The organism is Candidatus Merdisoma sp. JLR.KK011 (assembly GCF_036941125.1).
Taxonomy (GTDB): Bacteria; Bacillota; Clostridia; order Lachnospirales; family Lachnospiraceae; genus Laedolimicola.
Genome location: NZ_JAYWSZ010000004.1, coordinates 1,428,888 through 1,454,847, shown reverse-complemented (window position 1 = coordinate 1,454,847; position 25,960 = coordinate 1,428,888). Strand labels below are relative to the sequence as shown.

19 protein-coding genes are annotated in these 25,960 nt (G+C 50.9%); all 19 read right to left on the bottom strand.

Features of this window, described 5'->3' with window-relative positions; genetic code table 11:
* Nucleotides 1-205 precede the first annotated feature (205 nt).
* The 19 genes from VV089_RS20850 to VV089_RS20760 all read right to left on the bottom strand — a co-directional run bounded on the left by VV089_RS20850 (nt 206) and on the right by VV089_RS20760 (nt 25,838).
* A complete protein-coding gene (locus VV089_RS20850) occupies nt 206-1,279 on the bottom strand; it encodes a glycosyltransferase family 2 protein (protein ID WP_334337240.1) in 1,074 nt (357 codons plus the stop codon).
* Nucleotides 1,266-2,240: a glycosyltransferase family 2 protein gene (locus tag VV089_RS20845; protein WP_334337239.1), complete on the bottom strand. Its 975-nt coding sequence runs from the start codon at nt 2,238-2,240 to the stop codon at nt 1,266-1,268. The genes VV089_RS20850 and VV089_RS20845 overlap by 14 nt, the downstream gene beginning before the upstream one ends.
* A gap of 71 nt (nt 2,241-2,311) precedes the next feature.
* Entirely contained in the window at nt 2,312-3,301 is a 990-nt protein-coding gene (locus VV089_RS20840) for a glycosyltransferase family 2 protein (RefSeq protein ID WP_334337238.1), read from the bottom strand.
* 54 nt (nt 3,302-3,355) lie between these two features.
* Nucleotides 3,356-4,906 carry an MATE family efflux transporter gene (locus tag VV089_RS20835; protein WP_334337237.1) on the bottom strand — a complete coding sequence of 517 codons (1,551 nt, stop codon included), beginning with the start codon at nt 4,904-4,906 and terminating at the stop codon, nt 3,356-3,358.
* Between the two features lie 8 nt (nt 4,907-4,914).
* Nucleotides 4,915-7,572, bottom strand: a complete 2,658-nt coding sequence (locus VV089_RS20830) for a DUF2142 domain-containing protein (RefSeq protein ID WP_334337236.1) — start codon at nt 7,570-7,572, stop codon at nt 4,915-4,917.
* Nucleotides 7,565-7,828 (bottom strand): HPr family phosphocarrier protein, encoded by a 264-nt coding sequence (locus VV089_RS20825; protein ID WP_334337235.1) that lies wholly within the window; start codon nt 7,826-7,828, stop codon nt 7,565-7,567. Before VV089_RS20825 ends, VV089_RS20830 begins: the two co-directional genes overlap by 8 nt.
* Before the next feature lie 47 nt (nt 7,829-7,875).
* Nucleotides 7,876-9,135 carry a CdaR family protein gene (locus VV089_RS20820; RefSeq protein WP_334337234.1) on the bottom strand — a complete coding sequence of 420 codons (1,260 nt, stop codon included), beginning with the start codon at nt 9,133-9,135 and terminating at the stop codon, nt 7,876-7,878.
* Entirely contained in the window at nt 9,122-10,009 is an 888-nt protein-coding gene (cdaA, locus tag VV089_RS20815; protein ID WP_172544407.1) for a diadenylate cyclase CdaA, read from the bottom strand. The genes VV089_RS20820 and cdaA overlap by 14 nt, the downstream gene beginning before the upstream one ends.
* A gap of 41 nt (nt 10,010-10,050) precedes the next feature.
* Nucleotides 10,051-11,082 (bottom strand): hypothetical protein, encoded by a 1,032-nt coding sequence (locus VV089_RS20810; protein ID WP_172544406.1) that lies wholly within the window; start codon nt 11,080-11,082, stop codon nt 10,051-10,053.
* Nucleotides 11,079-11,510, bottom strand: coding sequence for a hypothetical protein (locus tag VV089_RS20805; RefSeq protein ID WP_172544405.1), 432 nt, complete (start codon nt 11,508-11,510; stop codon nt 11,079-11,081). Before VV089_RS20805 ends, VV089_RS20810 begins: the two co-directional genes overlap by 4 nt.
* A 58-nt stretch (nt 11,511-11,568) precedes the next feature.
* The gene (locus VV089_RS20800; RefSeq protein WP_334337233.1) at nt 11,569-12,300 is read right to left on the bottom strand and encodes a ComF family protein; all 732 of its coding nucleotides are present in this window, start codon (nt 12,298-12,300) and stop codon (nt 11,569-11,571) included.
* Nucleotides 12,236-14,470: an SF1B family DNA helicase RecD2 gene (recD2, locus tag VV089_RS20795; RefSeq protein WP_334337232.1), complete on the bottom strand. Its 2,235-nt coding sequence runs from the start codon at nt 14,468-14,470 to the stop codon at nt 12,236-12,238. Before recD2 ends, VV089_RS20800 begins: the two co-directional genes overlap by 65 nt.
* 59 nt (nt 14,471-14,529) lie before the next feature.
* Entirely contained in the window at nt 14,530-15,522 is a 993-nt protein-coding gene (mreB, locus tag VV089_RS20790; protein ID WP_172544402.1) for a rod shape-determining protein MreB, read from the bottom strand.
* Nucleotides 15,523-15,723: 201 nt separating this feature from the next.
* A complete protein-coding gene (locus VV089_RS20785) occupies nt 15,724-16,719 on the bottom strand; it encodes a lipoate--protein ligase (protein ID WP_172544401.1) in 996 nt (331 codons plus the stop codon).
* Nucleotides 16,720-16,844: 125 nt separating this feature from the next.
* Nucleotides 16,845-19,325 (bottom strand): alpha-ketoacid dehydrogenase subunit alpha/beta, encoded by a 2,481-nt coding sequence (locus VV089_RS20780; protein WP_172544400.1) that lies wholly within the window; start codon nt 19,323-19,325, stop codon nt 16,845-16,847.
* A 22-nt stretch (nt 19,326-19,347) separates the two neighbouring features.
* Nucleotides 19,348-21,324, bottom strand: a complete 1,977-nt coding sequence (locus VV089_RS20775) for a 2-oxo acid dehydrogenase subunit E2 (RefSeq protein WP_334337231.1) — start codon at nt 21,322-21,324, stop codon at nt 19,348-19,350.
* A gap of 119 nt (nt 21,325-21,443) precedes the next feature.
* Nucleotides 21,444-22,202, bottom strand: a complete 759-nt coding sequence (locus VV089_RS20770) for a DeoR/GlpR family DNA-binding transcription regulator (RefSeq protein ID WP_172540349.1) — start codon at nt 22,200-22,202, stop codon at nt 21,444-21,446.
* A gap of 314 nt (nt 22,203-22,516) precedes the next feature.
* Entirely contained in the window at nt 22,517-23,005 is a 489-nt protein-coding gene (locus VV089_RS20765; protein ID WP_172540348.1) for a QueT transporter family protein, read from the bottom strand.
* A 235-nt stretch (nt 23,006-23,240) separates the two neighbouring features.
* Complete coding sequence (locus VV089_RS20760; protein ID WP_334337230.1) at nt 23,241-25,838, bottom strand: ATP-binding protein; 2,598 nt, start codon at nt 25,836-25,838, stop codon at nt 23,241-23,243.
* Nucleotides 25,839-25,960 lie beyond the last annotated feature (122 nt).

Genomic DNA, 25,960 nt, shown 5'->3' with positions numbered 1-25,960 from the left:
AATAAGCCGGGAGCCTTTCCCATATCCCAGTGTCCGGCTATTCGCGAACAGACTGTCTGATACGGCCAAACATTACCCAACACCTTCATCCCAGCAAAGACTCCAAAAGTAATGTTTGTCCGAAGCAGACAGCCTGTACGCGAATCGTCCGAACACGGATATGGAAAGGCTCCCGGCTTATTTTGCGTCATTCTCCCCCACATTTTCACCCCCTCCTATACTCCCTCCCCAAATAATAATTCACCTTAAAAAATACCAGCACCATCCAATAGCAAAGATTATAACACCCCTTCCCCATCAGCCAAAGATACACTTTGATCGAAACCGACAGCCGATCCATCGTATGATTCCTCAAGGCCTCCCGAACCTCCGGATCCTCGCAAATCTCTCTCACATTGGCCGTCACAGCCTTTCTCCCAGCTTTATAATTCCGATAAATCTCATTCTTCACCGTCAAAACCGTCATGCTCAAAAAATCATTCCGAATCTGCCCCGAAAAATCAAAAACATTCTTCTCCCGGCTGATACTCAAAAGCCGCTCCGCCAAGAGCTTCACCTTCTCCATATATCCGCTGTCATACTTCCCGGTAATCGACTTCTGATTAATCCAATAATGATAAGGGAAAAAATCCTGCACCACGCAAAGCTTTTGTGTATCCAGAAGCGCCGGAAACGTAATCTGCATATCCTCCCCCAGAGACACCCGATCGTCACAAAATCCCATATTCTTCCGAATCAATTCTGTGCGAAAGAGCTTCGTCACCCTGGCAGACTGCAGCGTCCGTCCAAAAAAACGCCCGTCATTAATAAGAGAAGGAAACAGCTCCTCAATCTCCTTCCTGTCATAAACCTCTTTTTTGAAATTCGAAATTTCCTCCCGTTTCGGAATCTTCGGATCCTCAAAATCAAAAACCAGCCCACACACAGCCATATCCGCATCTGTCCGAAGCGCCAGCTCAAGCATCCGCTCATACATATCCGGCTCAATCCAGTCGTCACTGTCCACAAACCCCGCAAACTCACCGGAAGCCAGCTCCATCCCGGCCTTCCAGGCAGAGGTCAGCCCCCCGTTCGGCTTGTGGCATACCCGGATCTTCTCATGGGCCTCCCCGTATTCGTCACAGATGGCCCCAGAGCCGTCCGTCGAACCGTCGTCCACCAGAATGATCTCCAAATTTTCTGCCGTCTGTGCCAGAATACTGTCTATGCAGCGGCGCAGATAGGCCTCCACATTATAAACAGGCACAATTACGCTGATCTTATACTTACTGCTTTCCATTTTCACTCTTCACCCGTTCCAACAATCTCCGGTAAATTCCCGGGCAGGCCAAAAACAGCCGGTAGCCAATCTCCGTCCGCAGGGGAAACCGCCCGTAAGGCTTCACGCGCTTCAGTCCCCGGCGGATCAAGCCCCGAATCCATTCCTGTTCCTTCCCACTTTCCGGCATTTCATCCCGAAGCCCAAAGTAAATATCAATGCTCCCGTCCGCAAATGCCTGTAAAGCCCTCACCATAAGCTCCGTATACCCCTTCTGTTCCAAAAAATCAATCCGCTCCGCCCCAGCCGTCACCCAGTCCAGCCGCCTGGGATTAAATCCCCTGGTGATACTGGAAGGCGTCACAAAATAACCGTAAAGAGAAGCATCCACATAAGCCGCCTGCCGCACCTGATGATAGATCCGGTAAGTTGTAGCCTCGTCCTCGTGAATCCGCCCCAGGGGATACCTTATCTTTTCAAACAGCTCCCTCTTATAAAGCTTGTTCCAGGCCACAACAAAATAAGCCCCATCGGAAATATAGAGATTTGCCAGCATCTGCCGTCCCGTAAAGGTTTTTACTTCCCCGGTCCCCCTTTGGGGAACAGGCTCTCCCTTCACATACTCCCACCGGCAGACACTCATATCGCTCCCTGTCTCTGCACAGGCCTCATGCAAACGCTCCAGAAATTCCGGAACAAGATAATCGTCCGAATCCACAAAAGCCAGATAACGCCCCTCTGCCTGGCCAATTCCTGTATTACGGGCCCCGGACAGACCGGCGTTCTTCTGATGGATCACCTTCACTCTGGAATCTTTCCGGGCATACTCGTCGCAGATAGCCGGACAGCCGTCGTCGGATCCGTCATCCACCAGAATGATTTCCATATTCTCATAAGTCTGTCCCAGTACAGAATCCAGGCAGCGGCGCAGATAAGCCTCCACACGAAAGACCGGTATAATCACGCTTATCAAATCTTTCATAAAAAACTGCCTTCCTCACTTTCTATCAAAGCTTCCATCTTACTGCTGCCTTATAAGCCTTCCCGGCTTTGTCACCCTTTCTTTCCATACAAAAGCTTTGCCGTCCACCCTCTCAGTACGCTCAGCCCATATGCCCCATGCTTCCATCCCCGGAGCATACATGCGTGAATCATCCGGTAATCCATTGCCGAAAGAGCCGCATTCCTTCCTGCTCTTTGAAGCTCCGGATCTCTGCAGTAGGCTTCTATTGCCGCCAGTTTTTCCCGTCTGCTCCGGCTTAGATCAAAGGGAAGGCTCTCCACATCATCCAGCACCTCCTGGATCAGCCGGGCATTGATAAGCCCGCTTTTATCCTCACAGCCTGCCAGCTCCTCATAGAATCTTGAAGCCTCATGCCAAATCCGCTTAGCCAGCTCCAGCTTGTCGTCCCGTTTCCGGCTGGAAAGCGTATTGCCTGTGTCATTCTGTATATAATGGTAAAGCGGTTTCTGTACAACAGCCACGCCCCCAGAAGCCCTGCGCAGGTAATCCAGATTAAACAGCAGATCCTCGCCCAGGCTTAAGCTCTCATCAAAACGCCCGGCCAAGCTTCGCCGGAACAGCTTGTTCCAGGGCATATTCAGATATCCTCTGCCATACAGCGCAAGAAAGCTCTCCGCCCCGTTCCATTTCGAAATCTCCGGAATCTTTTCCACATCCCTTCCCAGGTAGTGGTGGTGATATCCGCAGACCGCCAGATCCGCTGAGCCGATGCCGCATAAAAGCTCCTCCGCCAGATCCTCTTCCACAGAATCATCGCTGTCCGCAAACAGAAGAAACTCTCCCCCCGCCTTTTCCATTCCTGCATTCCTGGCCGAGGAAACGCCCCCGTTTTCCTTATGAATCACACGTATCCGGGCATCCTTCTCTGCCAGCTCATCGCATATACAGGGACAGTTATCGGGAGAGCCGTCGTCCACCAGGATTATCTCAATCTCCCTCTCTGTCTGTCTCTGGAGGGATTCCACGCAGACACGCAGGGTCTTTTCACTTTTATATACCGGAACAACAATACTCACCATCTTCGCAATCCCCAATCCAGAACGCCGCAAACCTATAGAAACAAAGCCTCTGCCTTAGCCCTTACCCTGCTCCTTCACACGCTGCCTGTGCAGCTTCTTCTTTACCATATCCAACACCATTTTGCGCTCATTCTTACGCAGCACCACAAAAAAGTTCACCGTCAGAGCCGCCGCTCCTGCTGCGATCCCCACGGAAAACAGCTTCACCCATCCGTCAATCTCAATCAGCAGCCGAAAAGGCAGAGCCGTCAGGCAGACAGCCCCGATAGACACCAGGCCCAGCAGAATATCCCCGTAGAAGGTATACCACTTCACCTTCAGACACCGGGCCGCATAAATGGGAGTAAACACCAGATTACGCAGAACTCCGTACACCATACTGGTGCCCACAATGGCATAAATCCCCAGATCCGTCGTTTCCAAAAGAAGAAATACCGTCGCTGTTGTGAGAATCCCGCTGGTCAGTATGACAACCGAATTCACCTTCACCCGTTTTGTAATTAAAAATACATGATACAGCACCTGAATGCTGGCGCTGATGCACATGGTTCCGATATTCAGCAACGCGAGCTGGTACAGCACATCCGGATTCTGTGTCTCCCCAATCCACAGAACAAAGAAGGCCTTTCCAAAGACAATCAGAAACGCAATGGGAATGCTGATCAAGAAAATCATAATCCGGTCCGCGCTCCCGATAATCTCCAGCAGCTGCTTCCTGTCTTCCTTTGCATAGGCAATGGTCATCTGAGGATTAAAAACGCCCGCAATCGTCCCCATAAGATTCACAATCACCGTGGGAACCTGGGCGGAAATCGACACGGTGGTCATAGCCGCGGCATTGATCATAATATTGGCAATGGAGGTATCCAGTCCGCTCAGCAAAAGCTGCCCAAGCCGGGTAACCGAATTCCAGGCTCCCAGGGACACAAGCTCCTTCACCTTCCCCCAGCCAAAATACTGCTTTCTTACTTTCATATCCGGCAGAAGCCGCCGGGTAAAGATAAGATTGGCCGCCGCCTGTATCAGCGTAGACGCCACGGAAGCGCAGCCCACATACCACAGATAAGGCCGGAAAAAGAAATACGCCGTAAACAGCACCGCCAGACGCGCCGCCTCTCCCAGAATCGTGGCCATGGAGCTTAGCTCCAGCCTGTCCTGGCTGTAGGGCGCAACCCCAAAGACCGAAGCTGTAATGCTGATAAGAAAGTTCAAAAATATAAAAAAGAACAGCATCTGAATGTCCGGAAGGCTTGCCTCCGGCGGAATCTGGAAAATATGCCCCAGATAAACCACCACAAACATAGCCGGAATCATAAAAATCACAGCCATCAGCACATTGGCATAAAACACAGAGGAAAAATAGCGGTTTGCCTCCTCCTTGTCATTCCGGTGTATCTGAATGGTAATAAAACGGCTCGCCATGGTATTCAGAGCAGATACGACAATCTGGGCCGCCTGGACAAATTTATTGGCAATATCCGTAAACCCATAGGAGTTGGGAATCATTCTGTCGATAATCGGTACCAGAATAAAGCCCAGCAGCATATTTACTGCAAAGGCCAGAAGCTGGGCCGTCATATTAATTGCTACTCTTCTCTTATTCATATCTGCTCCTACAATATCAGTACTGCCTTGATAAGATACATAACCGTCAGAAGCTGTCCTATAAAGCCCGCATACATCATTCCCCGATCCACGGATTTCTCATACATCAGCCGACTGTTGCGCCCTGTCAGAGAGAAGGCCGGCATAAAGGGGATAAAGTACCGCCCCTGTACCCCCTCGATGGAGATATAGTCCTTCGGCGTCCAGGTCAGCAGCATACCAGCCAGTATGATTCCCGTACAGGCCAGACAGATAAACACAGACAGCCATTTATGCCATCTTTTCACATAGAAGGGCTCTTCCCTTGTCTTTAAAACCGAGAGCACCAGCAGGAATAAAAAGAGCATGGGAATTACCTGTGAGATCTCAATCTCCACCCAGCCCATCTTCTGCCCTGCCAGGGACTCCAGATAAAAGGCCGTCTTGTCACTGACCGTATTGGCCAGTATCCGCACCAGCTCCAAGGGCTGCTGCAGAAAATACCCGATGGTATAGCCTGATGTGGCAGAAGAACCTACGGTTGCCGTTGCCTCCGTAGTCGTGGCAATGTAATTGACCGCCACCGTGTTTTTGTTGAGGAAGCTCAGCACCGGAAGGATAAAAAGCCCCGCCATGCAGATCCCCCAGGCTCGTCTGCCGCCGAATTTTTTCGCCGGGATGAGAAGGGCCAGAAGGCACATGGGCAGATAAATGCCGCTCTTTCCATAGATAAAGACAATACCCAGAATCCCCATCACCAGGATATCCTTTGGCTTCACCGGATCCTCATTGTAGGCCAGTGCAATACAGTAACAGCTATACAGCAGAATCGTGCCCGTAATCACGGCATCATAAGAAAAGGATGTGCACTGCTGCAGGTTCATGGGAAGAATGGCCAAAAGGAAGAGGGTCATCTTTCCAAAAGGCAGTTTTTTCATACCAAAGTAAACCATGCAGGCAAAAAACAGCAGACTGCACCATCTCGCCAGCAGCAGCATGGGAACCGTTCCAAGCTGCAGAATCCGTGCCAGGGTCATGCCCAGGACTGCAGGCAGGTAGAGAACCATAGGCGCCTCTGTGTTCGCCGTGGCCGCAGCCTCCGTCAGACGGCCGTCCTGGACCCGTGAAAAGAGTCCGTCATAGATATTTTTATAGTTCGTCAGGCTGGGCTCCGAGGTAAATTCCATTTTGGCGTCGTCCGCCCTTTTCAAGCATTTGCCCTCTCCAATCTGATCGATTCCAAGAAGCGTATTGGAATGGCGGTAGGACATATCAATGTGGTATTTCTCGTCCGGCGTCATATAAGGCGTCAGAATAAAATTGTAGATGACTCCCAGGCACAGAATCGTAAAGAGAAAAACCTTCTCAATCCTGCATCTTCGGATAAAGGCCAGGTAATAAAAGCCTGCGCTCATGGCCTCAAAAAACAGAAACATCACAAAGAAATACTTTTTCAAAAAGATATTGAAATAAGTGTGAGCATTCATGCTCAGCCGGCTCCCGCTCTCTTTTCCATTGATATACAGGGTATTCTCCTGGTAATACCCTTCCGGGGTCACAATCACAGAAAGTCCGCTGTTCAGAAGCTCCTGGGAGAATTCCAGGCGCACCTCGTAGGTATGCCCCTTCGTATCGCTCTGGGCCTGGTTAAAAATAAGCCCCATATACTGCCCGTCCAGCAAAGATGCAGCCAAAATCTCAGTCTCGCAGAGCAGCTCCTCCCCAGCCAGATCCCGTACACTGGCCCGGATACTCCCCTCAGGCCGGAAATCCTCAGACAGATCCATCCGGATCCCTAAGCCTACCAGCGTCTCCTCTTCTGTGGTGTAACGCTGTACCAGCTCCTTCGTTTCCTCTGTCACAGGCAGCAGCTTGCCATTGTCCCGCATCACAACCACTCTGTGGGTGCTGTTCATGGCTTTGCGCACCTGCCCGTCATACACATAGAAGAAAATCAGCCCTGTCAGAAAGAGAAGGAATCCCATCCCAATCCACTGCCGGTATTTCTTAAAGAGAGCCGCAAGCTTCTGAACATAGGCAGGCGTCTTTCTCTCCGGCTTGTCCCACACCGGCTCCTCCGCTCTCTTTCCTGATACCAGAAAGAACATCCCCCCCAGAATCAACAGCATCAGCGTGGTGATAAGGGGATTCTTCACATAATGAACCTGTGTCCGGTATATGGCATTGTAAATAAGATTGTTCTCTGTGAAAACGCCGTCCGCATAGGTATTTCCCTGGGTCCGGCTCTCTGTATTCAGCCAGACGGAAGGGCCTTCCCTCAGATCCCGGCCTGTAATCACAAAATCCAGAAGTCTTCCTTCCGGCTCCTTTTCAAAGGATACCCCCCAGAAGGCTTCCGTCTTCAGATTAGCCAGCTCATAGGTCTGACTGGCCAGAAGCTCTCCGCTTTGGCTGTCAGAAGCCTCTATGATAATCTCTCCCTGGGTAAATACATGCCCGTTGTCCGTAAAATAAAAAGAAATCTGATTCAGCGCCTGCTTATCCGCAGCATACTCAAATTTCAATTCTGTCTCATTGGTTATCTCTTCTGTTTTTAGTTTCAGGGAAGGCTTTCCGATCCCTTCCAGTCCCCTGGATTCCAGTCTGTCGTGAGGTATAAGAACAGACACAGCGAAATAGAGCATGCAGAGAACTGCATACCCTATCGCCCATTTTTTTCTATTCACCAAGACCGCTCTCCACAGCTTCTATCATGGCCGCCAGAGCTGCTTTTTCGTCCACACCCTCACAGATGAACTCAATCTCATCCCCGGACTTAACACAGGCTCCAAGGACGCTCAGAACACTCTTTGCATTTGCCGTTGTATTCTCAAATGTAAAGGTGATCAGCGCCTTAAACTGCATAGCTGTCTTGCAGAGAATTCCGGCCGGCCTTAAGTGCAGCCCTGTGGGATTCTGAATTATGACCTTCTGACTTACCATATTGAAAACCTCCCATTCTTTGATTCATCTTTTATCGGTTGCTATAATTACTTTTTATTCCCTCCGGCAGTTGGTTTTACCAGCTTAAATTCCACCTGGGTCTCCTGCATCAGGCTGTATATCTCCGGAACCTCCACGTCAAGGGCTTTCTTATAAGTCCCTGCCCTGGAATATGCCTGCAGATCAAGGCTTACCGAGATCTCCTCCTCATCCAGCTCTGCCAGCTCCGTACTGGTGCCCATGACGATGATCTCAACCTCTTTCAATTTGTCAAAGTCTGCCTCCAATCCTCTGGGCACATTCTTAAGCTCAATGTCGGACACCGGAACATGGATGGTCTTGCCCTGCTTTTTCTCCAGCGTCACCTGTACGGCCACGGATCCGTCCTTCTCATTGCCCAGACGGATATTCTCCGGAAGATACTTTGTCACATCCACATTGATCTGTGTATCCTCTGTGATCCCGTCGATATTCACCGCTTCGGCCGGTATGGCAATCTCATGGATATTCGCAATATCCTCTTCTGTTCCGGCAATCTCCAGAGTCTCCGGCTTAAAGGTAAGCTCCTTGAAGCTGTATCCGTCCCCGGGAGTTCCCGTATAATCTACCTTAAGGCGGACCTTCTTTTTCTTAAACATAGTCACATGAACATTCATGCCCGTTGTCTTGCCGTTGTATTCCAGATAAGTTGTATCAATCTGGTTATTCTGACCGTCAAGGATCTTAATCACACAGTTTTTTATCTGATCCGTTGTGAAGCCGGTCACATTGAGATCTACCTCCACCCGGGCGATCTCTGCAATCACAGAGGCCGGGCCGCTGATCTCAATCAGGCTCTGCTCCGGTACGGCTGTACCTACCTTATAGCCTTCTCCTTCGGTTCCGCTTTGATTCACTCCTACATTAAACTGCTCGCTGGAGGCATCCTCAACGCTGATCACGACATTTTCCCGGCTTTTGGTGATATCCGTGGTCTTCACGTTCCGGTTGCTGCAGGTCACCTCAATCCCTACCAGATTGTCAAACTTGATGCTCTTCTCCATATCCGCCGTAGCGATAAAGTCTTCGGAGGAAAGCTTCTGCAGCTCCGAACGCTTTGCCCTTACCTTGATACTGATAAAATCACTGTTATCCTCAATGCGGTATACCTTATCCTTATCTGTAACCGCGTCCTCGTTGAGCATCGTTACACGGATACCGGTAAAATCCTGGGACATAACCGGATCGTTGATGCTCACGATAATCAGCCAGAGCATCACTGCCGAAATTATGGAAAGAAGCTTAAGCCCCAGGTTATTTGTCAGCATTTTTCTCACGCTTCTTCACCCGTCCTTTCCACAATTTAAACCGGCCCGTCTCCTGGGTCTTATTCTGTGCCTCCACAAGCTGTGCTCTCAGCTCGTTCTCCGCCAAATCACGCATCAGCTTGCCCTCAGATGCAACGGATACCTTTCCCGTCTCCTCTGATACGACAATCGTAAGGGAATCTGAAACCTCGCTGACGCCCACCGCCGCCCTATGCCTGGTCCCAAGCTCCTTGCTGAGAAACATATTGTCGGAAAGGGGAAGATAGCAGGTTGCCGAGATGACCCTGTCTCCCCTTACGATGATGGCTCCGTCATGGAGCGGCGTGTTGTGCTCAAATATATTAATCAAAAGCTGGCTGCTGAGGAGAGAGTCCAGGGTAATCCCTGTTCTCTCATACTCCTGCAGCGGCGTATTTTTCTCAATTACGATCAAGGCGCCGGTCTTTACCTTGGCCATCTCATAGACAGCCTTGATCAGTTCATTCACAGTCTTGTCGCTGAATCTGGCGCTGACCTCCTTGGAATTGTCCAGGCTGAACAGGGAATTGAAGATATTCTGCTGTCCCAGCTGCTCTAAGGCCCTTCGAAGCTCCGGCTGAAAGACGATAATCAAGGCGGTAATTCCCAAGCTGAACACATTCTGCACCAGCCAGAAGATAGTATTCAGCTGGAAGGCCCATGCCAGGAAAATAAAAATCAAAAGGACTACAAATCCCTTCAGCAGGGACCAGGCCCTTGTTCTTTTTATCCACACCAAAACCTGATAAAGCAGAAATGCCAGAATAATTACTTCTACTACATCGGTCTTTCGGATCTGCAGGGAGTCTAAAGTCTTCAAACACTTGTCGATCAGATCCGTTATGGAATTATGCATTCTGCCGCCTCCTTATTCTTTCCCGCTGCGAAATCCTCTTTTTATCTGCGTGCCCTCTCTGTATGCAGGCGCTCCCTTGCCTCCGTATGACCATGCTCAGAAGGCCTTCTTGCCTGGGCTGCCTTCCTTCTCGCCGTACTCTGTTTTTTCTGGGAACTGATTCTTTTTACCTGTTTATCCGGCACGGCAATGGTTACTTTGGGAACGGCTTTCACATAGTAATAATACTCGTCATCCTCAAACTGTACATACTCTGTCCGGGAATAATCCATACTGAATACCGTAAGCTGCAGCAGAATCGCCAGTGCGGCGGATACCACGCTCCCAAGCAATACCGGCACCACCTTCAGAGGAACGCCCATAACCATGCTTCCAAGAAGCAGGACTACAAACTCCGCCACTGCTCCCGTTCCGATTGCAATGCTCCATGAATAGTCAATGGACATACGGCGGACAACATACACAATCAAAAGGGTCAGGGCAAAGGCTGCCGCCATCAGCATCATCTCTTTGTTCCGGATCACATTGTCAATGAGGTAGGTAATCTTCTGCTTCATAGACTCCGTCTCCGCCTCGCTGAGCATCGTAGTGTTCAGCTTCATATAATGAAGCAGATAGTAGGCCACGGTTCCGCAGGCTACGGGAACAGCTGCAGCCGGCGTTCCCACCAGGCCCATAGCCAGAGGCACCACATAAGGAACCTTCAGCACAAAAGCCATAGGAGTCAGAATCAGAAGATAGCCGTACTGTGGAGCCGTCCGGAAAAACAGCAGCACCATGAGCAGTATCACAACAAATGCAATAGCAAAAAATTCCAGGGATAAAGCATATGCATGGGCCAGTACCAATATACCGCCGAACACTGCAATCAGATTCACCGGCAGAAAGGAACACATCAATGCAAGAATCAGGGAAATCGCCGGATTCTTCGCCTTTTCCATAAATCCTACACTCCCGTTGATCATCGTAAATGCAATCAGCGCCAGAAGAAACTTCATCAGAGGAATGATATAAATATCATATTTTCCCATAAATATTTTAATCTTTTCTCTCAGTTCCAGTAAGGTCGTCATTTTTCTTTTGCTCCTTCTACAAAATCATTGCTGCCCCTAGACTCCGCCTGGTAAATGTGGGAAATCTGTTTCAAAATCTGCTGGTATGCAGCAAGGCTTCTGCGGTTTTTCTGATAACGGATATGGAAGATCACATAGTGAACCAGCTGATAGACCGCAAGCAGCCCCAGGTAAAGGAATATAAACTGCTTGCCCATGGCAGGCAGATCCATGGTATTGATCTGCTCCATCAAATCTTCCATATGATAAAAGGCCCAGGCTGCCACGCAGATGGCAAAGGCAATGGTGAACGAGAACCAGGAGGCAAGCAGATTGATGCTGATATAGTCTCCCCGGAAATACTTATTCATCGCCAGGGCCCTTTTTCCCTCGCCTGCCTCAAAAACCGCTGCTTTTGTCATGAGCCGGATTTTTTCTTCATTTAGCATAAGTCACCTCATTAAAAATCTACTCCACAATATAACTCTATCCTAGAGTATAACACATTTAGTACCCTCTTCCAATAGATATGCTTAAAAAATACACTTTTTCCGCCCCATGGTCCAGAAGAACGGAAGCGGCTGCGTCTATGGTACTGCCTGTTGTATAAATATCGTCTATTAAGAGAATTTTCTTAAATTCCAAATCTTGCTTCCCTGTTCGAAATGCATCTTTCAGATTACTTTTGCGCTCCTGGTCGTTCAATTCCTTCTGGGGCTTCGTCTTCCGCACACGGAAAAGAGCATTCGGGGATACGGGAATTCCAAGCCCCTTTCCAAGCTTTTGGGCGATAAGCTCCGCCTGGTTAAAGCCCCGCTTTCTTCTTCGGCTCTTGTGGAGCGGTATGGGAACAATCAGATCAATGTTCCAAGAACGGACTGCCTCTTCGCAGCTCTTAAGTATCTCCTGGACATAGAAATCCCCATACTCTCTGCGGTTCTTGTACTTAAAGCGGCTGATGGATTCCTTCATCACGGAATCGTACTCAAAGGCCGCCCTTCCTCTGGTGTAGAGATGCTTTCTGCGTCTGCAGTCCGGACAATACTCCGCCTCCCCCGTGCTCAAGGGCTTTCCGCACTTTTTGCACAGAGGTTCTGAAACCGGATGAAGCCGCAGCCTGCAGGGCTCGCAAATTAGTCTTTTCCCTCCCGCAATGTCGTCGCATACCGGACATCTACGGGGATAAATAAGATTTAATAATCTCGGCAAGACCTGTATACCGTTTCTGCTCTGTCTCATTCTCCACCATCATCTGAAATACCTCCTCGCTTCCCACCAGGGTCACGCAGGAGCGTGCTCTTGTTACTGCCGTATATAAAAGATTCCTGTTCATAAGCGGCCTGGGGCCAAAAAGCAGGGGAATCACCACCGCCGGATACTCGCTCCCCTGAGATTTATGTACGGTTATGGCGTAGGCCAGCTCCAACTCGTCCAGCTGCTTAAATGGGTAGGATACCATGCGCCCCTCGTCAAATTCTACTGTCAGCTCCTCCGCAAAGGCATTGATGGAACGGATAAGGCCCATATCCCCGTTGAACACTCCAAGCCCCCGGTCTACCGCAATGCCGAACCGGTTGCGGATCTCCCATTCCAGCTGGTAGTTATTGCGGATCTGCATTACCTTATCTCCCACCCGGAAAAGTCCCCGGCCATGCTCCTTTTCCTCCTTGTCCCTGGAGGGAGGGTTGAGGTAACGCTGGAGCACCTGATTTAGATTCTCCACTCCCAGGGCGCCCTTGCGCATCGGGGTGAGCACCTGAATGTCGGAAACCTGAGCATGCACATACTTCGGCATCTTTTCCTGAACCAGGGCAAGCACCACCCTGAGAATCACATTGGGATCCTGGCGCTTAAGGAAAAAGAAGTCGCGGCTCTGATTGTCAAGCACAACCTGTTCTCCCCGGTTGATTTTATGAGCATTCACAATGATATCACTCTCAGCCGCCTGGCGGAAGATCCTGGTTAAGCGCACCACCGGAAACGCCTTCGATCGGATGAGATCCTGGAGCACGCTGCCCGGCCCCACACTGGGAAGCTGATTGACGTCTCCTACAAGAATCAGCCTGGTTCCCGGTATCACTGCCTTCAAAAGAGCCTGCATCAAATGGATATCCACCATAGACATCTCATCAATGATGATCACATCCGCCTCCAGGGGATTCTCCTCATTCCTTGCAAACAAGGCACGGCCCGAAGCATTCTCCGGGCCTCCGGACAGCTCAAGCATCCGGTGAATGGTCTGAGCCTCGCAGCCGGTAGCCTCCGTCATCCTCTTCGCCGCGCGGCCGGTAGGCGCCGCCAGAAAAATATCCATGCCCTCTGCCTCAAAATATTTGATCATGGCATTGATGGTTGTAGTCTTTCCGGTACCGGGGCCTCCCGTGAGAATGAGCAGCCCGTTGCCCACGGCGGCGGCTACCGCCTCCTTCTGGCGCTCATCCAGGGCAATGGCCGCCTCCTCCTCCACTCTGGCAAGCCTGGTCTGAATCTCGCTCTCCATAACCTCCATAGAAAGCTTTAACTGATGCAGCATGGCTGCCGCTGCCAGCTCCCCGTGATAGTATGAGGCCGCATAGATAAAGGGCTCTTCTCTTCCCTCCGGCCCCGGAAGCTGCTTCTGCACCAGGCGCCTGTCGATGCTCAGATCCATCAGATGCTTTTCTACCGCCTCCTGGGGCACCCCTCCCAGCAGCTTTGCAGTTCTGGAAAGCAGCATGCTTCTTGGAAGGCAGGTGTGGCCCTCTGCCGCCCCCTGGAGCAGCGCATAGAGGATTCCGCTGCGTATCCGGAAGTCCGAATCCTCTCTTATCCCCACACGTTTTGCTATCTCGTCTGCGGTGCGAAAGCCAATCCCCTCCATCTCGTCTGCCAGGCGGTAGGGATTCTCCTTTATCACACGATAAATCTCTTCCCCGTACTTCTGATAAATCTTCACAGACAGGTTTACGGAAATGCCGTATTCCTGAAGAAAGATCATGGCCTGGCGCAGCTCCCTCTTTTCCTCCAGCTGCCCGCCGATCTCCCGGGCCTTGCGCTCGCTGATGCCCTTAATCTCTGCCAGGCGCTCCGGCTCCCGTTCCAGGATCGTGAAGGTATCCTTTCCGAACCGGCGCACAATACGGGCGGCCAGGGCCGCTCCGATTCCTTTTACTGCTCCGCTTCCCAGATACCGCTCAATGGCTGTCACATCCCTGGGGGCTTTTACCTCAAAGCTCTCTGCCTGGAACTGCTCCCCGTACAAAGGATGCTCCGTATAATCGCCGGTCAGCTCCAGAAGCTCGCCCTCGCTGATATAGTGAAAGCTCCCCACCACCGTGATCTCCTGTCCTTCCGACACGAGATTGAGGACGGAATACCCGTTTTCTTCATTTCGATAAACAATGTGCTCTACATAGCCTTCCAGTTTCATATAACTCCTAAAAAGAGGCCGTCGGGAAATATCTTATTTCCTGGCAGCCCCCTCTTTTTCTACTCGTCTCTTTTTCCGGACATAAACTCCACAAACTTGCCGGTTCCGATTGCCACGCATTTCATGGAATCCTCGGCTGTCATAGTATTGATACCGGTCTTTTCCTCCAGAAGCTCCTCCAGGCCCCGAAGCAGAGCGCCTCCGCCCGTAAGGACGATTCCCCGATCCGCAATATCTGCCGCCAGCTCGGGAGGAGTCTTCTCCAGCACGCTGTGTACTGCTTCCACAATCTGCATGGTTGTCTCCCGCAGCGCTTCCTCCGTATCCTCAGAGGTAACCTCCACGGTCTTGGGAAGGCCCGTTACCAGATTACGCCCGCGGACGTCCATCCGGTCTACCTCGGCCCTTGGGAAGCAGGTTCCTACCTTTATCTTAATGTCCTCCGCAGTCCGCTCGCCGATGAGCAGATTGTGCTTCTTACGCATATAGCGGACAATGGCCTCGTCAAAATCATCACCGGCTACCTTCACGGAGGTGCTGACTACCGTACCTCCCAGGGAAATCACGGCAATGTCGCTGGTGCCGCCGCCGATATCCACGATCATATTGCCGCAGGGCCTGGAAATATCGATTCCGGCTCCGATAGCCGCCGCAATGGGCTCCTCTATAATCAATACCTCTCTGGCGCCCGCCTGATAAGTGGCATCCTCAACAGCCTTCTTCTCCACCTCGGTTACGCCGCTCGGCACGCATACCGCAATCCGGGGTTTCCGGAAGGTCTTCTTACCCATGGCCTTCTGGATAAAATACTTGAGCATCTTTTCCGTTACGGTGTAATCGGAGATAACACCCTGGCGCAGAGGACGCACCGCTACAATATTCCCCGGCGTCCTTCCCAGCATCAGCCGCGCTTCCTCGCCGATGGCGCGGATCTTATTCGTATCTCTGTCAAATGCTACTACTGAGGGCTCCTTTAACACAACGCCCTTTCCATTTATAAAAACAAGCATGCTTGCAGTACCCAGGTCAATTCCGATATCTGTTCCAGCCATAATTCCATATCCCCTTTCACTCTGTTCTCTCTATGTTTCATTCTTTTCCGAATTGTCAAATGTTATACACTTTTCCAGCCTGTGCCAAATGTTTTCCCTTATTTATAGGAAAGAAGGCCTTTCTTGCGTAACCTATATTATATACAATAATTTCTAAAAAGAAAAGCGTTTTTTTACGGGGATACGAAATTTTGGTTAATTTTAATCATTTCTTAAGGGATCTGCAAGCCATTTCACAACATCCTGAAGCTTTTCTTTCTGTTCTTCGCTGCAAAGAGGCAGATCCTTCTTAAAATCTATGTCTGCCATATCATAACGCCTGCCGGCAAGAAGCTGTTCCAAAAGCCCGGGAAGCTCCACATCCAGCATGTCGGAGAACACCGTAATCCCACTGATATGCATGGCGTTCAGCTTCAGGCAGACCTCCACCTCCCCCCAGTCAAAACGTCTGCTATAGCTGGTTTCACACTCCGGGGATTTGCCGAACTTCCACTCCCAGGAGGAATAGAGATCATACGTCTCCTTTACGAGAGGATTGTCAAGAAGCTTCTCATCCAGTTCTTCAAAGCTGCCGTACAATTCCTCAAAGCTTTCCTTCAATGCCTGGCGCATGGCATCTGTGGTAACCTCAGTGTTCAGCTCCTTTAGGTTGCATACCCTGGACTGCACCGACTTCACGCCCTTGGCCTTCATCTTCTCCCTGGAAGGGGTCAGATACCGCCCAAGCTGGGATACATCCACATCTACCATCAAAGTCCCGTGCTGGATGCTGCACTGGGAGGTATTGGAAAAGGCATTGCCGGAGAACTTAAAGCCATCCTTGGTTATGATATCGTTCCGTCCGGAAAACCGGGTTTCCACTCCGAATTTCCTGCAGGCAGCCTGTACGACCTTTAGCTGCTTTTCCAGATTATAGACCTCGGGAGAGGCCAGGAAGGTAAAGCAGAGATTCCCCAGATCATGATAGACCGCGCCTCCTCCTGTGGTTCTTCTGGCCAGGCAGCCTCCTTCTTCCTCCAGAAGCCGGGCGCGGCATTCCCGGATGGCGTTCTGGTTTCTTCCTATTACTACGGTGCGATCATTCTGCCACAGATAAAAAATCACATCCCCTTTTTTGATCCGTGTGGAGAGATACTTTTCCACAGCCAGATTATGCCAGGGGTTCCAGGTGTAGGTTTGAATGAAATAGTTGCTCATGGTGTCTGTTCTCCTTATCTGTCTCTTCAAAAGAGAAGAGGGGTCGGAAAATAAGTCTTCGGACTTTTCCGGCTCCCCCTTCTTTTATCCCCGTATGCGGTTAACAGTGAATCATATTTTTCATTTTAGATACCTAATTTCAGCTTTCTGAGCTGCTCCTCTGCCGTCACGTTGGTGGTCGGCTTGTAGTCCTTAAGGGGGATCAGCTTCTCGTTAATTGCATCCAGGATCCACTCCTTCTGTGGGAAGAAGTAATGATCATACTCGTAAGGCGGTGTGATCCAGTTCTGTGCTCCCACGATTGCAGGCGGCGCATCCAGATAATCAAATGCAAGCTCTGTAATATTCTTGGCAACCTCGTCAAGGAAAGTTCCTCTTGCACAAGCGTCAGAGGTCAAAATTACCTTTCCGGTCTTCTTTACAGACTCCAGGATCTTGGTGTAATCCAGGGGAACCAGGCTGTGCAGGTTAATCAGCTCTACAGACAGGCCGTACTTCTCCTCCAGCTCTTTCACGGCATCATATGCACGGTACAGAGTTGCTCCGACAGTCAGCATGGTAATGTCAGAACCGGTCTTGATCACGTCCACATCGCCGAACTCGATCTCGTACTCGCCCTCCGGAACGCCGCCTTCATGGAACTTCTCGCCGATATCGTAGATTCTCTGGCTCTCAAAGAATACAACCGGGTCGGTTCCGTTAAGAGCAGACTGCATCAGGCCCTTTGCCTCGTAAGGCGTTGCCGGGAAGCAAACCTTCAGTCCCGGTACATGGGCGCACATGGAAGTCCAGTCCTGAGAATGCTGTGCACCGTACTTGGAACCAACGGATACACGAAGGATCAGGGGCATCTTTAGGATGCCGGCGCTCATGGCCTGCCATTTTGCCATCTGGTTGAAGATCTCGTCTCCGCAGCAGCCGATAAAGTCTGCATACATCAGCTCTACCACCGCACGGCCGCCGCACATGGTATAACCTACGCCGGTACCTACGATAGCAGTCTCGGAAATGGGTGAGTTAAACAGTCTGGAGTAAGGAATTACATCGGTAAATCCACGGTAAACGGCAAATGCGCCGCCCCAGTCGCGTACATCCTCGCCGTAAGCGATAAGTGTAGGATCTTCATAATATTTATTAAACATGGGCTCGAAAATGGCATCACGGATGTTGTAACGCTTCATGGCGCTTACTTCCTTGCCGTCCAGATAATGAGTCCGAACCTTCTTCTGAATATCGGTGTAACGCTTGCAGCTCTCCTTGGGGCCGGTAACGGACGGCTCTCTGGTGGTGTCCATATTGCGGTTCTTCTCGTTGTTGAACATCAGGCGCTCGATGATTCCCGGGTCATTGTCAAAATCAAGATAGGGAGATGCATCCTTGTCTGCCGCCAGACGGCAGATACGCGCCATTCTCTCTTTGGTCTTTGCCCAGATCTCTTCGAATTCGCTGTCCTCGGCTACGCCTGCGTCTACTATTGCCTTGCGGTAGGTAATCAGCGGATCCTGTGCTTTCCATGCCTCGATCTCCTCTTTGGTACGGTAAGCGTTCTGGTCAGAGGTAGAGTGTCCAAGGAGACGGTAGGTCACTACATCCAGGAATACAGGGCCTTCTCCGCTCTTTGCCAGAGGCAGCTTTCTGCGGTATGCATCAATGACTGCCAGAGGATTGTAGCCGTCTACTCTCTCTGCGTGAAGCTGGCTCTCAGTCACGCCCGCGCCCATACGCGCCAGCTCGCCGTAGCCCATGGTCTCGCCGTAGGTCTGGCCGCCCATGCCGTAGGAGTTGTTGTTGATGTTAAAGATCAGCGGAAGTCCGCCCTTTCTTCCTTCCTCCCACAATGTGCGGTACTGATCCATGGTTGCAAAGGAAAGAGCCTCCCATACAGGGCCGCGTCCCATGGAGCCGTCTCCAAGGTTGGCTACTACCACGCCGCCCTTGTCGTTGCACTTCTTATAAAGCGCCGCTCCGGTGGAGATGGTTGCGGAACCGCCCACTAATGCGTTGTTGGGGTATACGCCGAAGGGAAGGAAGAATGCATGCATGGATCCGCCCAGTCCCTTATGGAAACCGTTCTCACGGGCAAACAGCTCAGCCAGGGCGCCGTATACGATGAACTCGATAGCAAGCTCTTTTACGTCCCCTTCTGCCTTGCTGACAGTCTTGACAGCCTTCAGGGTCTTGCCCTCAAAGAAGTTCTCCATGTCGTCCAGAAGCTCCTTGTCATCCAGCTTCTGAATACAGGAAAGGCATTTTGCAAGAATCTCGCTGTGGCTTCTGTGGCTTCCGAAGGTAAAGTCCTCCTTGTTCAGCAGGTAAGCTTCTCCAACTGCTGCAGCCTCCTGTCCAAGGGAAAGATGTGCAGGGCCCGGATAGGTGGTATCAACGTCCGCATACTTCGCCTGTGTCTTAATCTGGTTCAGCATGTCCTCAAACTCGCGGCAGATGGTCATGTCGCGGAAGATGCGCAGAAGGTCTTCTTTTGTGAAGTTGCCTTCCTCCATCTCCTCTTTTATGGTTTTCTTGTAGGTATTGATGGGAATATCTTTAAAAGTGATTTTTCCCTCAGCACGCATTTTGTCGGGATCGATGTACAATGACTTTGGCATTTTTTTATCTCCTTTTCTTTATTTATTTCATCATCAACAGAGAAATGTTCTCAAGAGCGGTGCACAGCTCCTTCACAAACTTGGAAGCCGGTGTTCCGTCCAATGCTCTGTGGTCATAGGACAGGCAGAGTCCCATAGCCGGATACGTCTTGATCTCGCCGTTTACTTCCTTCACTCTGGTAGTGATGCCGCAGACACCAAGGATGCCTACCTGAGGCGGATTCACAACGGGTGTGAACATCTCTACGCCCAGGGAGCCTACATTGGATACGGTAAAGCTTGCTCCGGACAGCATATCCGGCGTTGCCTTGCCCTCCTGGCAGATCTTTGCGAGACGCTTTGCTTCCATGCACAGCTCGGAGAGGGTCATCTTGTTGGCATTGAAGATGGTAGGAACCATCAGCCCCTTGGGTGTGTCTACTGCCATTCCCAGATGTACGTTGGTATATTTACGCAGTACGTTGTCCTCCGGCATAATCGCATTCAAATCGGAATGATTGAGAAGGATACGGGACACTGCGAACATTACCATGTCGTTCAAAGTGATATTGGGCATTCCCATGGCCTCGCCGTTGGCCTTAATCTGCTTTCTCAGGTTCATAAGAGCCGTTGCGTCAAAGGTATGATAATGGGTAAGCTGGGCCATAGTGCTTAAGGACTTCACCATTGCCTTTGCGGTTGCCTTTCTCACACCGGAGAACTTGACATCTACATATTCTGCTTCCGGTGCTGCCGTTACCGGCGCTGCTTCTGCCGCCGGGGCAGGCGCTGCCGCTGTGGGCGCCGGGGCTGCCGCAGGTGCAGGTGCTGCTGCCGCATATGCCTTTACATCGGCCTCCACAATGCGGCCGTGAGGCCCGGTAGGTGTCGCCGCCGTAGCATCCACGCCCAGGTTCTTTGCTGCCATTCTGGCTCTGGGGGATACTTTTGCGTCCGGATTTGCAGGGCCGCCCGCCGGTGCAGGTGCTGCCGTTACCGCTGCTGCCGCTGCCGGAGCCGCTTCTGCTGCTGGTGCGGGCGCTGCTGCCGGAGCTGTTCCTTCCTTCAGTCCTTCTATGCTGTCGCCCGGTTTTCCGATGGCGCAGACATTAACCAGAACGGGCACTTCGTCTCCGTCTTCATAGAAGATCTCAAGCAGCTCCCCGGCCGCTGTGGATTCACACTCGAATGCCGCTTTATCCGTCTCATAAGTAAAGAGGATATCGCCCACTTGAACCTGGTCGCCTTTTTTCTTATGCCACTCGGTAATCACGCACTCTTCTACGGTGATTCCAGCCTTGGGCATCAGTACGCCCTGTGCCATGGGGCCTGCTGCTGGCGCAGGAGCTGCTGCCGGTGCGGAGGCCGCTGCCGGAGCCGGGGCTGCTGCTGGAGCCGTTCCCTCTTTTAATCCCTCGATGCTGTCGCCGGGACGTCCGATAGCACAGACATTGACCAGTACAGGCACCTCATCCCCGTCCTCATAGAAGATCTCAAGAAGCTCCCCGGCCGCTGTGGACTCGCACTCAAAGGATGCCTTGTCCGTCTCATAGGTGAAGAGAATATCGCCCACCTGAACCTGGTCGCCTTTTTTCTTATGCCACTCGGTAATCACGCACTCTTCTACGGTGATTCCGGCCTTTGGCATCAATACGCCCTGTGCCATGGGGCCCGTGGCTGCTGCCGGTGCAGGAGCTGCTGCAGGCGCCGGGGCTGCCGCTGCCGCAGGAGCTGCCGGTGCGGGCGCTGCAGTTCCCTCTTTGATTCCGGAGATATCCTCACCGGGCTGCCCCACTGCACAGACATTGACCAGTACCGGTACTTCATCTCCGTCTTCATAAAAGATTTCAAGGATCTCTCCTTCTGCTGTGGATTCACACTCGAAGGATGCCTTATCTGTCTCGTAGGTGAAGAGGATATCGCCCACGTTTACATGGTCGCCTTTTTTCTTCAGCCACTCGGTAATGATACATTCTTCTACCGTGATTCCTGCTTTTGGCATTAATACGCCTACTGCCATTTCTTTTCCCTCCATAAATTCTTTTAATATATATTTTGTGTTACTATTACGGGCTCTTTTTTGATGCCTGCACATCCTGCCGCTTATACCTGGGAATGCCCAGGCCCGGCCGGTATCTCCTAAAGGATGATAGTTCCCGACTGCTCCGCGCGTTCCTGCACGTTTGCCGGAAGCTTCCCGTCGCTTACAATGCAGTCGGCATCTTCTACGTTGCCGAAGGTGTAGGGAAGGATCCGGCCGTATTTGGAGCTGTCCATAAGGATAACTTTTTTTCCGGCTTTTTTCATCATCAGGCTTTTTACCAGCATCTCGTCCTCTTTGCCGCAGGTGAAGCCGTTGTCCTCTGTGTAGCCGGATACGCCCAGGAATGCGGTTGCGATGTTGATCTGCTCTAACATCTGCAGGGTGCTCTGGCCGGAGACTGCCTGATTAAAGCGGTTCAAGGTTCCGCCGCACATGTGGACGGTGGGAACGGACAGCTTTCCAAGCTCCAGGGCGATTCCCGGGCCTGTGGTGAAGATGTTGAGATCCATGTCGGGGATGGCCTGGGCTAAGGCCATACTGGAGGTTCCCGCATCCAGGAATACGGCGCTGCCCGGTTCTATGAGCTTCAAGGCCTTCCGGGCCATCTCACGCTTTTCCTTCCAGTTGGTCTGCATTCTCGTTTCCAGCTTCATCTCCGTGGGGCTTGTTCCCGGCGTGGCGGATATGGCTCCTCCCCGAGTGCGGATGATGGTTCCTTCTTCCTCCAGCTTCTCCAGATCCCGGTGAATGGTCATTAAACTGACATCGGGAAAAAGAGCGCTGACTTCTTTTACCGTGACGGCGCCTTTTTCCCGAATATATTTTCCGATGTTTTCTCTGCGAAGCTGGTTCATGTATGCCCCTTCTAACTTTCTTGTTAAGATTTGTTATGTTCTTTTCTTAACTTGTAACAGATTATAACATTTTATAACATGTAAGTCAACAGCATTTCTCAGAGATTTTTCGTTATTTACTTTTACTTTATGACTGACCCAAGAGGCAGGTTTTTAAGAGAAGTTTTTACTCATTGCAAAAAGGATGCCGGGAAATATGACATCAGACTTTTCTGATATCATATTTCCCGGCATCCTTTTTTGCATTGCTTTCACTTATGGATATTGATTAGGCAAAAGCCTTTTTAGAATCTTCCGTTTCTTCCGTTTTTGCTTTATGCTGTGCGGAAGATAAATCTCCGATACTTTTCCAGCACAGCCAAAAGTATCAATCCCATAACGCCGCAGGCAGCAATCTCTCCGATTCCTACAGTTCCCATAAGGAACGGGATTGGAAGAGGTTCTCCGTAACCATAGCGGAGGACGAAGGGCACTATAAGGGTGTTGGCCAGGATTGGGGGAATCGGAGCCAGGAAACGGCTCTTTCTGCGCAGCATCCAGGTTCCCACAGCCCCTATCAAGGTTGCTATGCTTCCGCATACGACATCAAGCATGATGCTTCCGCCGATGAGATTTGCAATTAAGCAGCCGATGAACAGGCCCGGAATAGCAGCCGGGGTGAAGTAGGGCAGGATTGTGAGAGCTTCTGCCACTCTTGCCTGGATCGCGCCGTAGCTGATGGGCGCAAAGGCGATGCAGAGCACCACGTAGATAGCCGCAATCATTGCGGCCTGTGCCATGAACAGTACTTTGTTTTCTTTCATTTTCTTTCTCTCCTTAGTTTTGTTTTACGTGTGGATGGTTTCGAACACACGGGTAAGCTGGAATATCTTTTATTTTCCAGCTTGTTTAGTATAACATAGGAGATTTTATTGTCAAGCTCAAGTCGTTTATTCCTTCTGCGTCACGCCTAAAAACATTACCGTCATAAATCAAAGCAGCCGCATCAACCAATAAATTGATGCAGCTGCTGATTTTTTATATACTTTTTAACAAATACTACTCCGGCATCACACTGCATTTCAGCCGGCTCATAACCTGAAACATCTTCTTCATATCTACCGGTTTCGCCAGATGTTCATTCATCCCGGCGTCCTTCGCCATTGCAACGTCCTCTTCAAAGGCATTCGCCGACAGCGCTATGATGGGCACAGCCTTCGCATCCGGCCGCTCCAGGCCGCGAATCACACGGGCCGCTTCATATCCGCTCATAACCGGCATCATCAAATCCATGAGCACACAGTCAAAGGTCCCAAGCACAGAAGCCGCAAAGGCATCTACGGCAGCTTTTCCGTCCTTTGCGGTCTTCACCTCCACGCCCGCTTCCTTAAGCATAAACTCCACAATTTCACAGTTAATCTCATTGTCCTCTACCAAAAGGACGCGCATCCCTGCAATATTGCCCTGCTCATTCTGTTCCTCATCCCCAGACTGCGCGCTCCACGCCTCGTCCGCTTGAATAGGCAGTATAATCCGAAACACACTCCCCTTGCCGACCTGGCTGTCCACCTCAATGCTCCCTTTCATCTGGTCTACCAGCTTCTTCACAGTGGCCATGCCAAGTCCGATGCCGTTATAATTGGTTCTTGCATCCTGATGCTCCTGGGTAAAGGGCTCGAAAATATGCTTTTTGAAATTCTCTCCGATGCCGATTCCCGTATCCTCGATCACAAATTCGCACTTTGACGCCCCGCTCTGGCCCTCCATCTCCCTTACCCGAACAAATACAGAGCCATGAGGACGGTTATATTTGATGGCATTGTCAATGATATTGATTAAAATCTGTTTTACATGCAGTGAATTTCCAATCCGTCTGCTATGATGCAGCTCAACCTCCTCCAGCGCCAGGCGGATTCCTCTCTCCTCCGCCTCCGGGGACAGGATTGCAATGCAGTTTTCCACAGTATCCCGAAGGTCAAAGGGTTCTTCTACCGCAGCCAGGCTTCCGCTCTCCAGCCTGCTGATTTGAAGAACATCGTTCACCAGGGACAAAAGATGCTCCGTTGAAACACGGATTTTCTTTCGGCAGTCTCCCAGACGTTCCGGATCCTCCTGCCTCTTCTCCATGATATCCAGCATTCCCAGAATCCCATTGATGGGCGTGCGGAGATCGTGGGACATATGGGATAGGAATTCGCTCTTCGCCGAATTTGCCCGCCGCACCTTCTCAAGCAGCTCCATAATGGCCTGCTCCTGCTTCTTCCTCGTCACCATAATCTCCGTGATATCCTGGTGGTATCCGTTCAGGCAGGTTCCCGATTTCTTGAATGCTTTATCCTGCACGCCTCCGCAGCGGACATAGATTTTCCCAAGCTTTGGATGCTTCCAAGGATAAACCGCTTCGGAACGGCCGTTCTCCAATATCTCCCGAACTGCCTCCTGCACCATCTCCACATAGTCCGGTTCAATGCGCTCAAACCAATGCCGGTAGCACTCCTCCGGCCCGATATCGTCCAATATTCCCAGAAGGCTGCGCATAGTCCGATCCGCATACATCCGGGGCTCGCAGTCCTCCTCCAGCTCAATCGTCCAGATACCGGTTCTGGCTCCCTCCAGAATATCCTCCAGGCTTTGCCTTGCCTCCAGTTTATATTTCTCTTCCTGTTCCACCAGGGCATTGACGTCTCTCTGGGCAAAAATTACACAGTTCTCTTCCGTTCCCTTCTCCGTTTCAGAAAAATGAAGCTCCAGATACTTCAGTCCATGGGAACCGTCTTTCTCCTGATACCGGACGGAAAATTTCTTCTTTTCCCTGATCCGGGCGAGCACATAGTCCTTTTTTGTCATAGCCCGGAGCTTTTCCCGATCCCGGGGAATTACATACTGTGATATGTACCGTTCCATGGCCGCCTGATAACCATTCTCAAACTGTGCGGCCCAATCTATGCTCAGCCGTTCGCTGTTCCGGTATATCTCACACCTGCCAGAATCAAAGTTCACCTGATAAATCCCCAGGTAGTCCACGCTGAGCGCATGAAGAACATTATAACTCCTCTTTTGAAGCTCCCGGAACAGATCGCGCCGTTTCAAAGAGGATACGATAAAATATGCCGCCGTCTGAAGCATATTCGACGCATACTCCAGCAGCTTCACCGGCGGATTGTCCACGCCGTAAAAGCCGATAACCTTTTTACCATTATAAAGAGGAACTACCACAAGAGAATGAATACGCTGCCGCTTCAAGTTCTCATACTGCAGGGGATCCGTCTCCTTAATCTCTTCTAAGTTCTCAATCACAATATGCTTTCCAATGCCGAACTTCTGATACCAGCTTGCACAGACCTCCGGCGGAACATTTTGGAGATTTTCCTTTTGCGGCTCCACTCCTTTTGCCGCCCACTCATAGGTATTGTCATCACAGCCAGACTCATTCTGCTCAAAGATATAGGTACGTTCCCCGTTCAGCGCTTTTCCCAGATGTTCCAACAGCACCTCAAGGGACTGATCCGGCGTCTCCTCCAGCAAGGCGACACGAAGACCTTCATTGATGATCGTCTCCAGATTATGGACGCTTTGCATATCACTGTTCTGCCCATGGCTCCCAATGGCCTGCGCGCTCCCGCCTGCCCGCTCTAAAAATTCTTTTGAATACTCCATACACCCTCCCTCAATATAAGCCGCCGCAAATACAATTCCAATGACTTATCTCACCGCACAAAGCTGTAGTTCTGTGTCATAATACCACACGTCCCCAATCACGTCAATGCAGAGGGTGATCT

Bases quoted from the DNA above. Each gene is read 5' to 3' on its own strand.
- VV089_RS20850 (WP_334337240.1), bottom strand. From the start codon at position 1,279: ATGGAAAGCAGTAAGTATAAGATCAGCGTAATTGTGCCTGTTTATAAT.
- VV089_RS20845 (WP_334337239.1), bottom strand. From the start codon at position 2,240: ATGAAAGATTTGATAAGCGTGATTATACCGGTCTTTCGTGTGGAGGCT.
- VV089_RS20840 (WP_334337238.1), bottom strand. From the start codon at position 3,301: ATGGTGAGTATTGTTGTTCCGGTATATAAAAGTGAAAAGACCCTGCGT.
- VV089_RS20835 (WP_334337237.1), bottom strand. From the start codon at position 4,906: ATGAATAAGAGAAGAGTAGCAATTAATATGACGGCCCAGCTTCTGGCC.
- VV089_RS20825 (WP_334337235.1), bottom strand. From the start codon at position 7,828: ATGGTAAGTCAGAAGGTCATAATTCAGAATCCCACAGGGCTGCACTTA.
- VV089_RS20820 (WP_334337234.1), bottom strand. From the start codon at position 9,135: ATGCTGACAAATAACCTGGGGCTTAAGCTTCTTTCCATAATTTCGGCA.
- cdaA (WP_172544407.1), bottom strand. From the start codon at position 10,009: ATGCATAATTCCATAACGGATCTGATCGACAAGTGTTTGAAGACTTTA.
- VV089_RS20810 (WP_172544406.1), bottom strand. From the start codon at position 11,082: ATGACGACCTTACTGGAACTGAGAGAAAAGATTAAAATATTTATGGGA.
- VV089_RS20805 (WP_172544405.1), bottom strand. From the start codon at position 11,510: ATGCTAAATGAAGAAAAAATCCGGCTCATGACAAAAGCAGCGGTTTTT.
- VV089_RS20800 (WP_334337233.1), bottom strand. From the start codon at position 12,300: ATGAGACAGAGCAGAAACGGTATACAGGTCTTGCCGAGATTATTAAAT.
- recD2 (WP_334337232.1), bottom strand. From the start codon at position 14,470: ATGAAACTGGAAGGCTATGTAGAGCACATTGTTTATCGAAATGAAGAA.
- mreB (WP_172544402.1), bottom strand. From the start codon at position 15,522: ATGGCTGGAACAGATATCGGAATTGACCTGGGTACTGCAAGCATGCTT.
- VV089_RS20785 (WP_172544401.1), bottom strand. From the start codon at position 16,719: ATGAGCAACTATTTCATTCAAACCTACACCTGGAACCCCTGGCATAAT.
- VV089_RS20780 (WP_172544400.1), bottom strand. From the start codon at position 19,325: ATGCCAAAGTCATTGTACATCGATCCCGACAAAATGCGTGCTGAGGGA.
- VV089_RS20775 (WP_334337231.1), bottom strand. From the start codon at position 21,324: ATGGCAGTAGGCGTATTAATGCCAAAAGCAGGAATCACGGTAGAAGAA.
- VV089_RS20770 (WP_172540349.1), bottom strand. From the start codon at position 22,202: ATGAACCAGCTTCGCAGAGAAAACATCGGAAAATATATTCGGGAAAAA.
- VV089_RS20765 (WP_172540348.1), bottom strand. From the start codon at position 23,005: ATGAAAGAAAACAAAGTACTGTTCATGGCACAGGCCGCAATGATTGCG.
- VV089_RS20760 (WP_334337230.1), bottom strand. From the start codon at position 25,838: ATGGAGTATTCAAAAGAATTTTTAGAGCGGGCAGGCGGGAGCGCGCAG.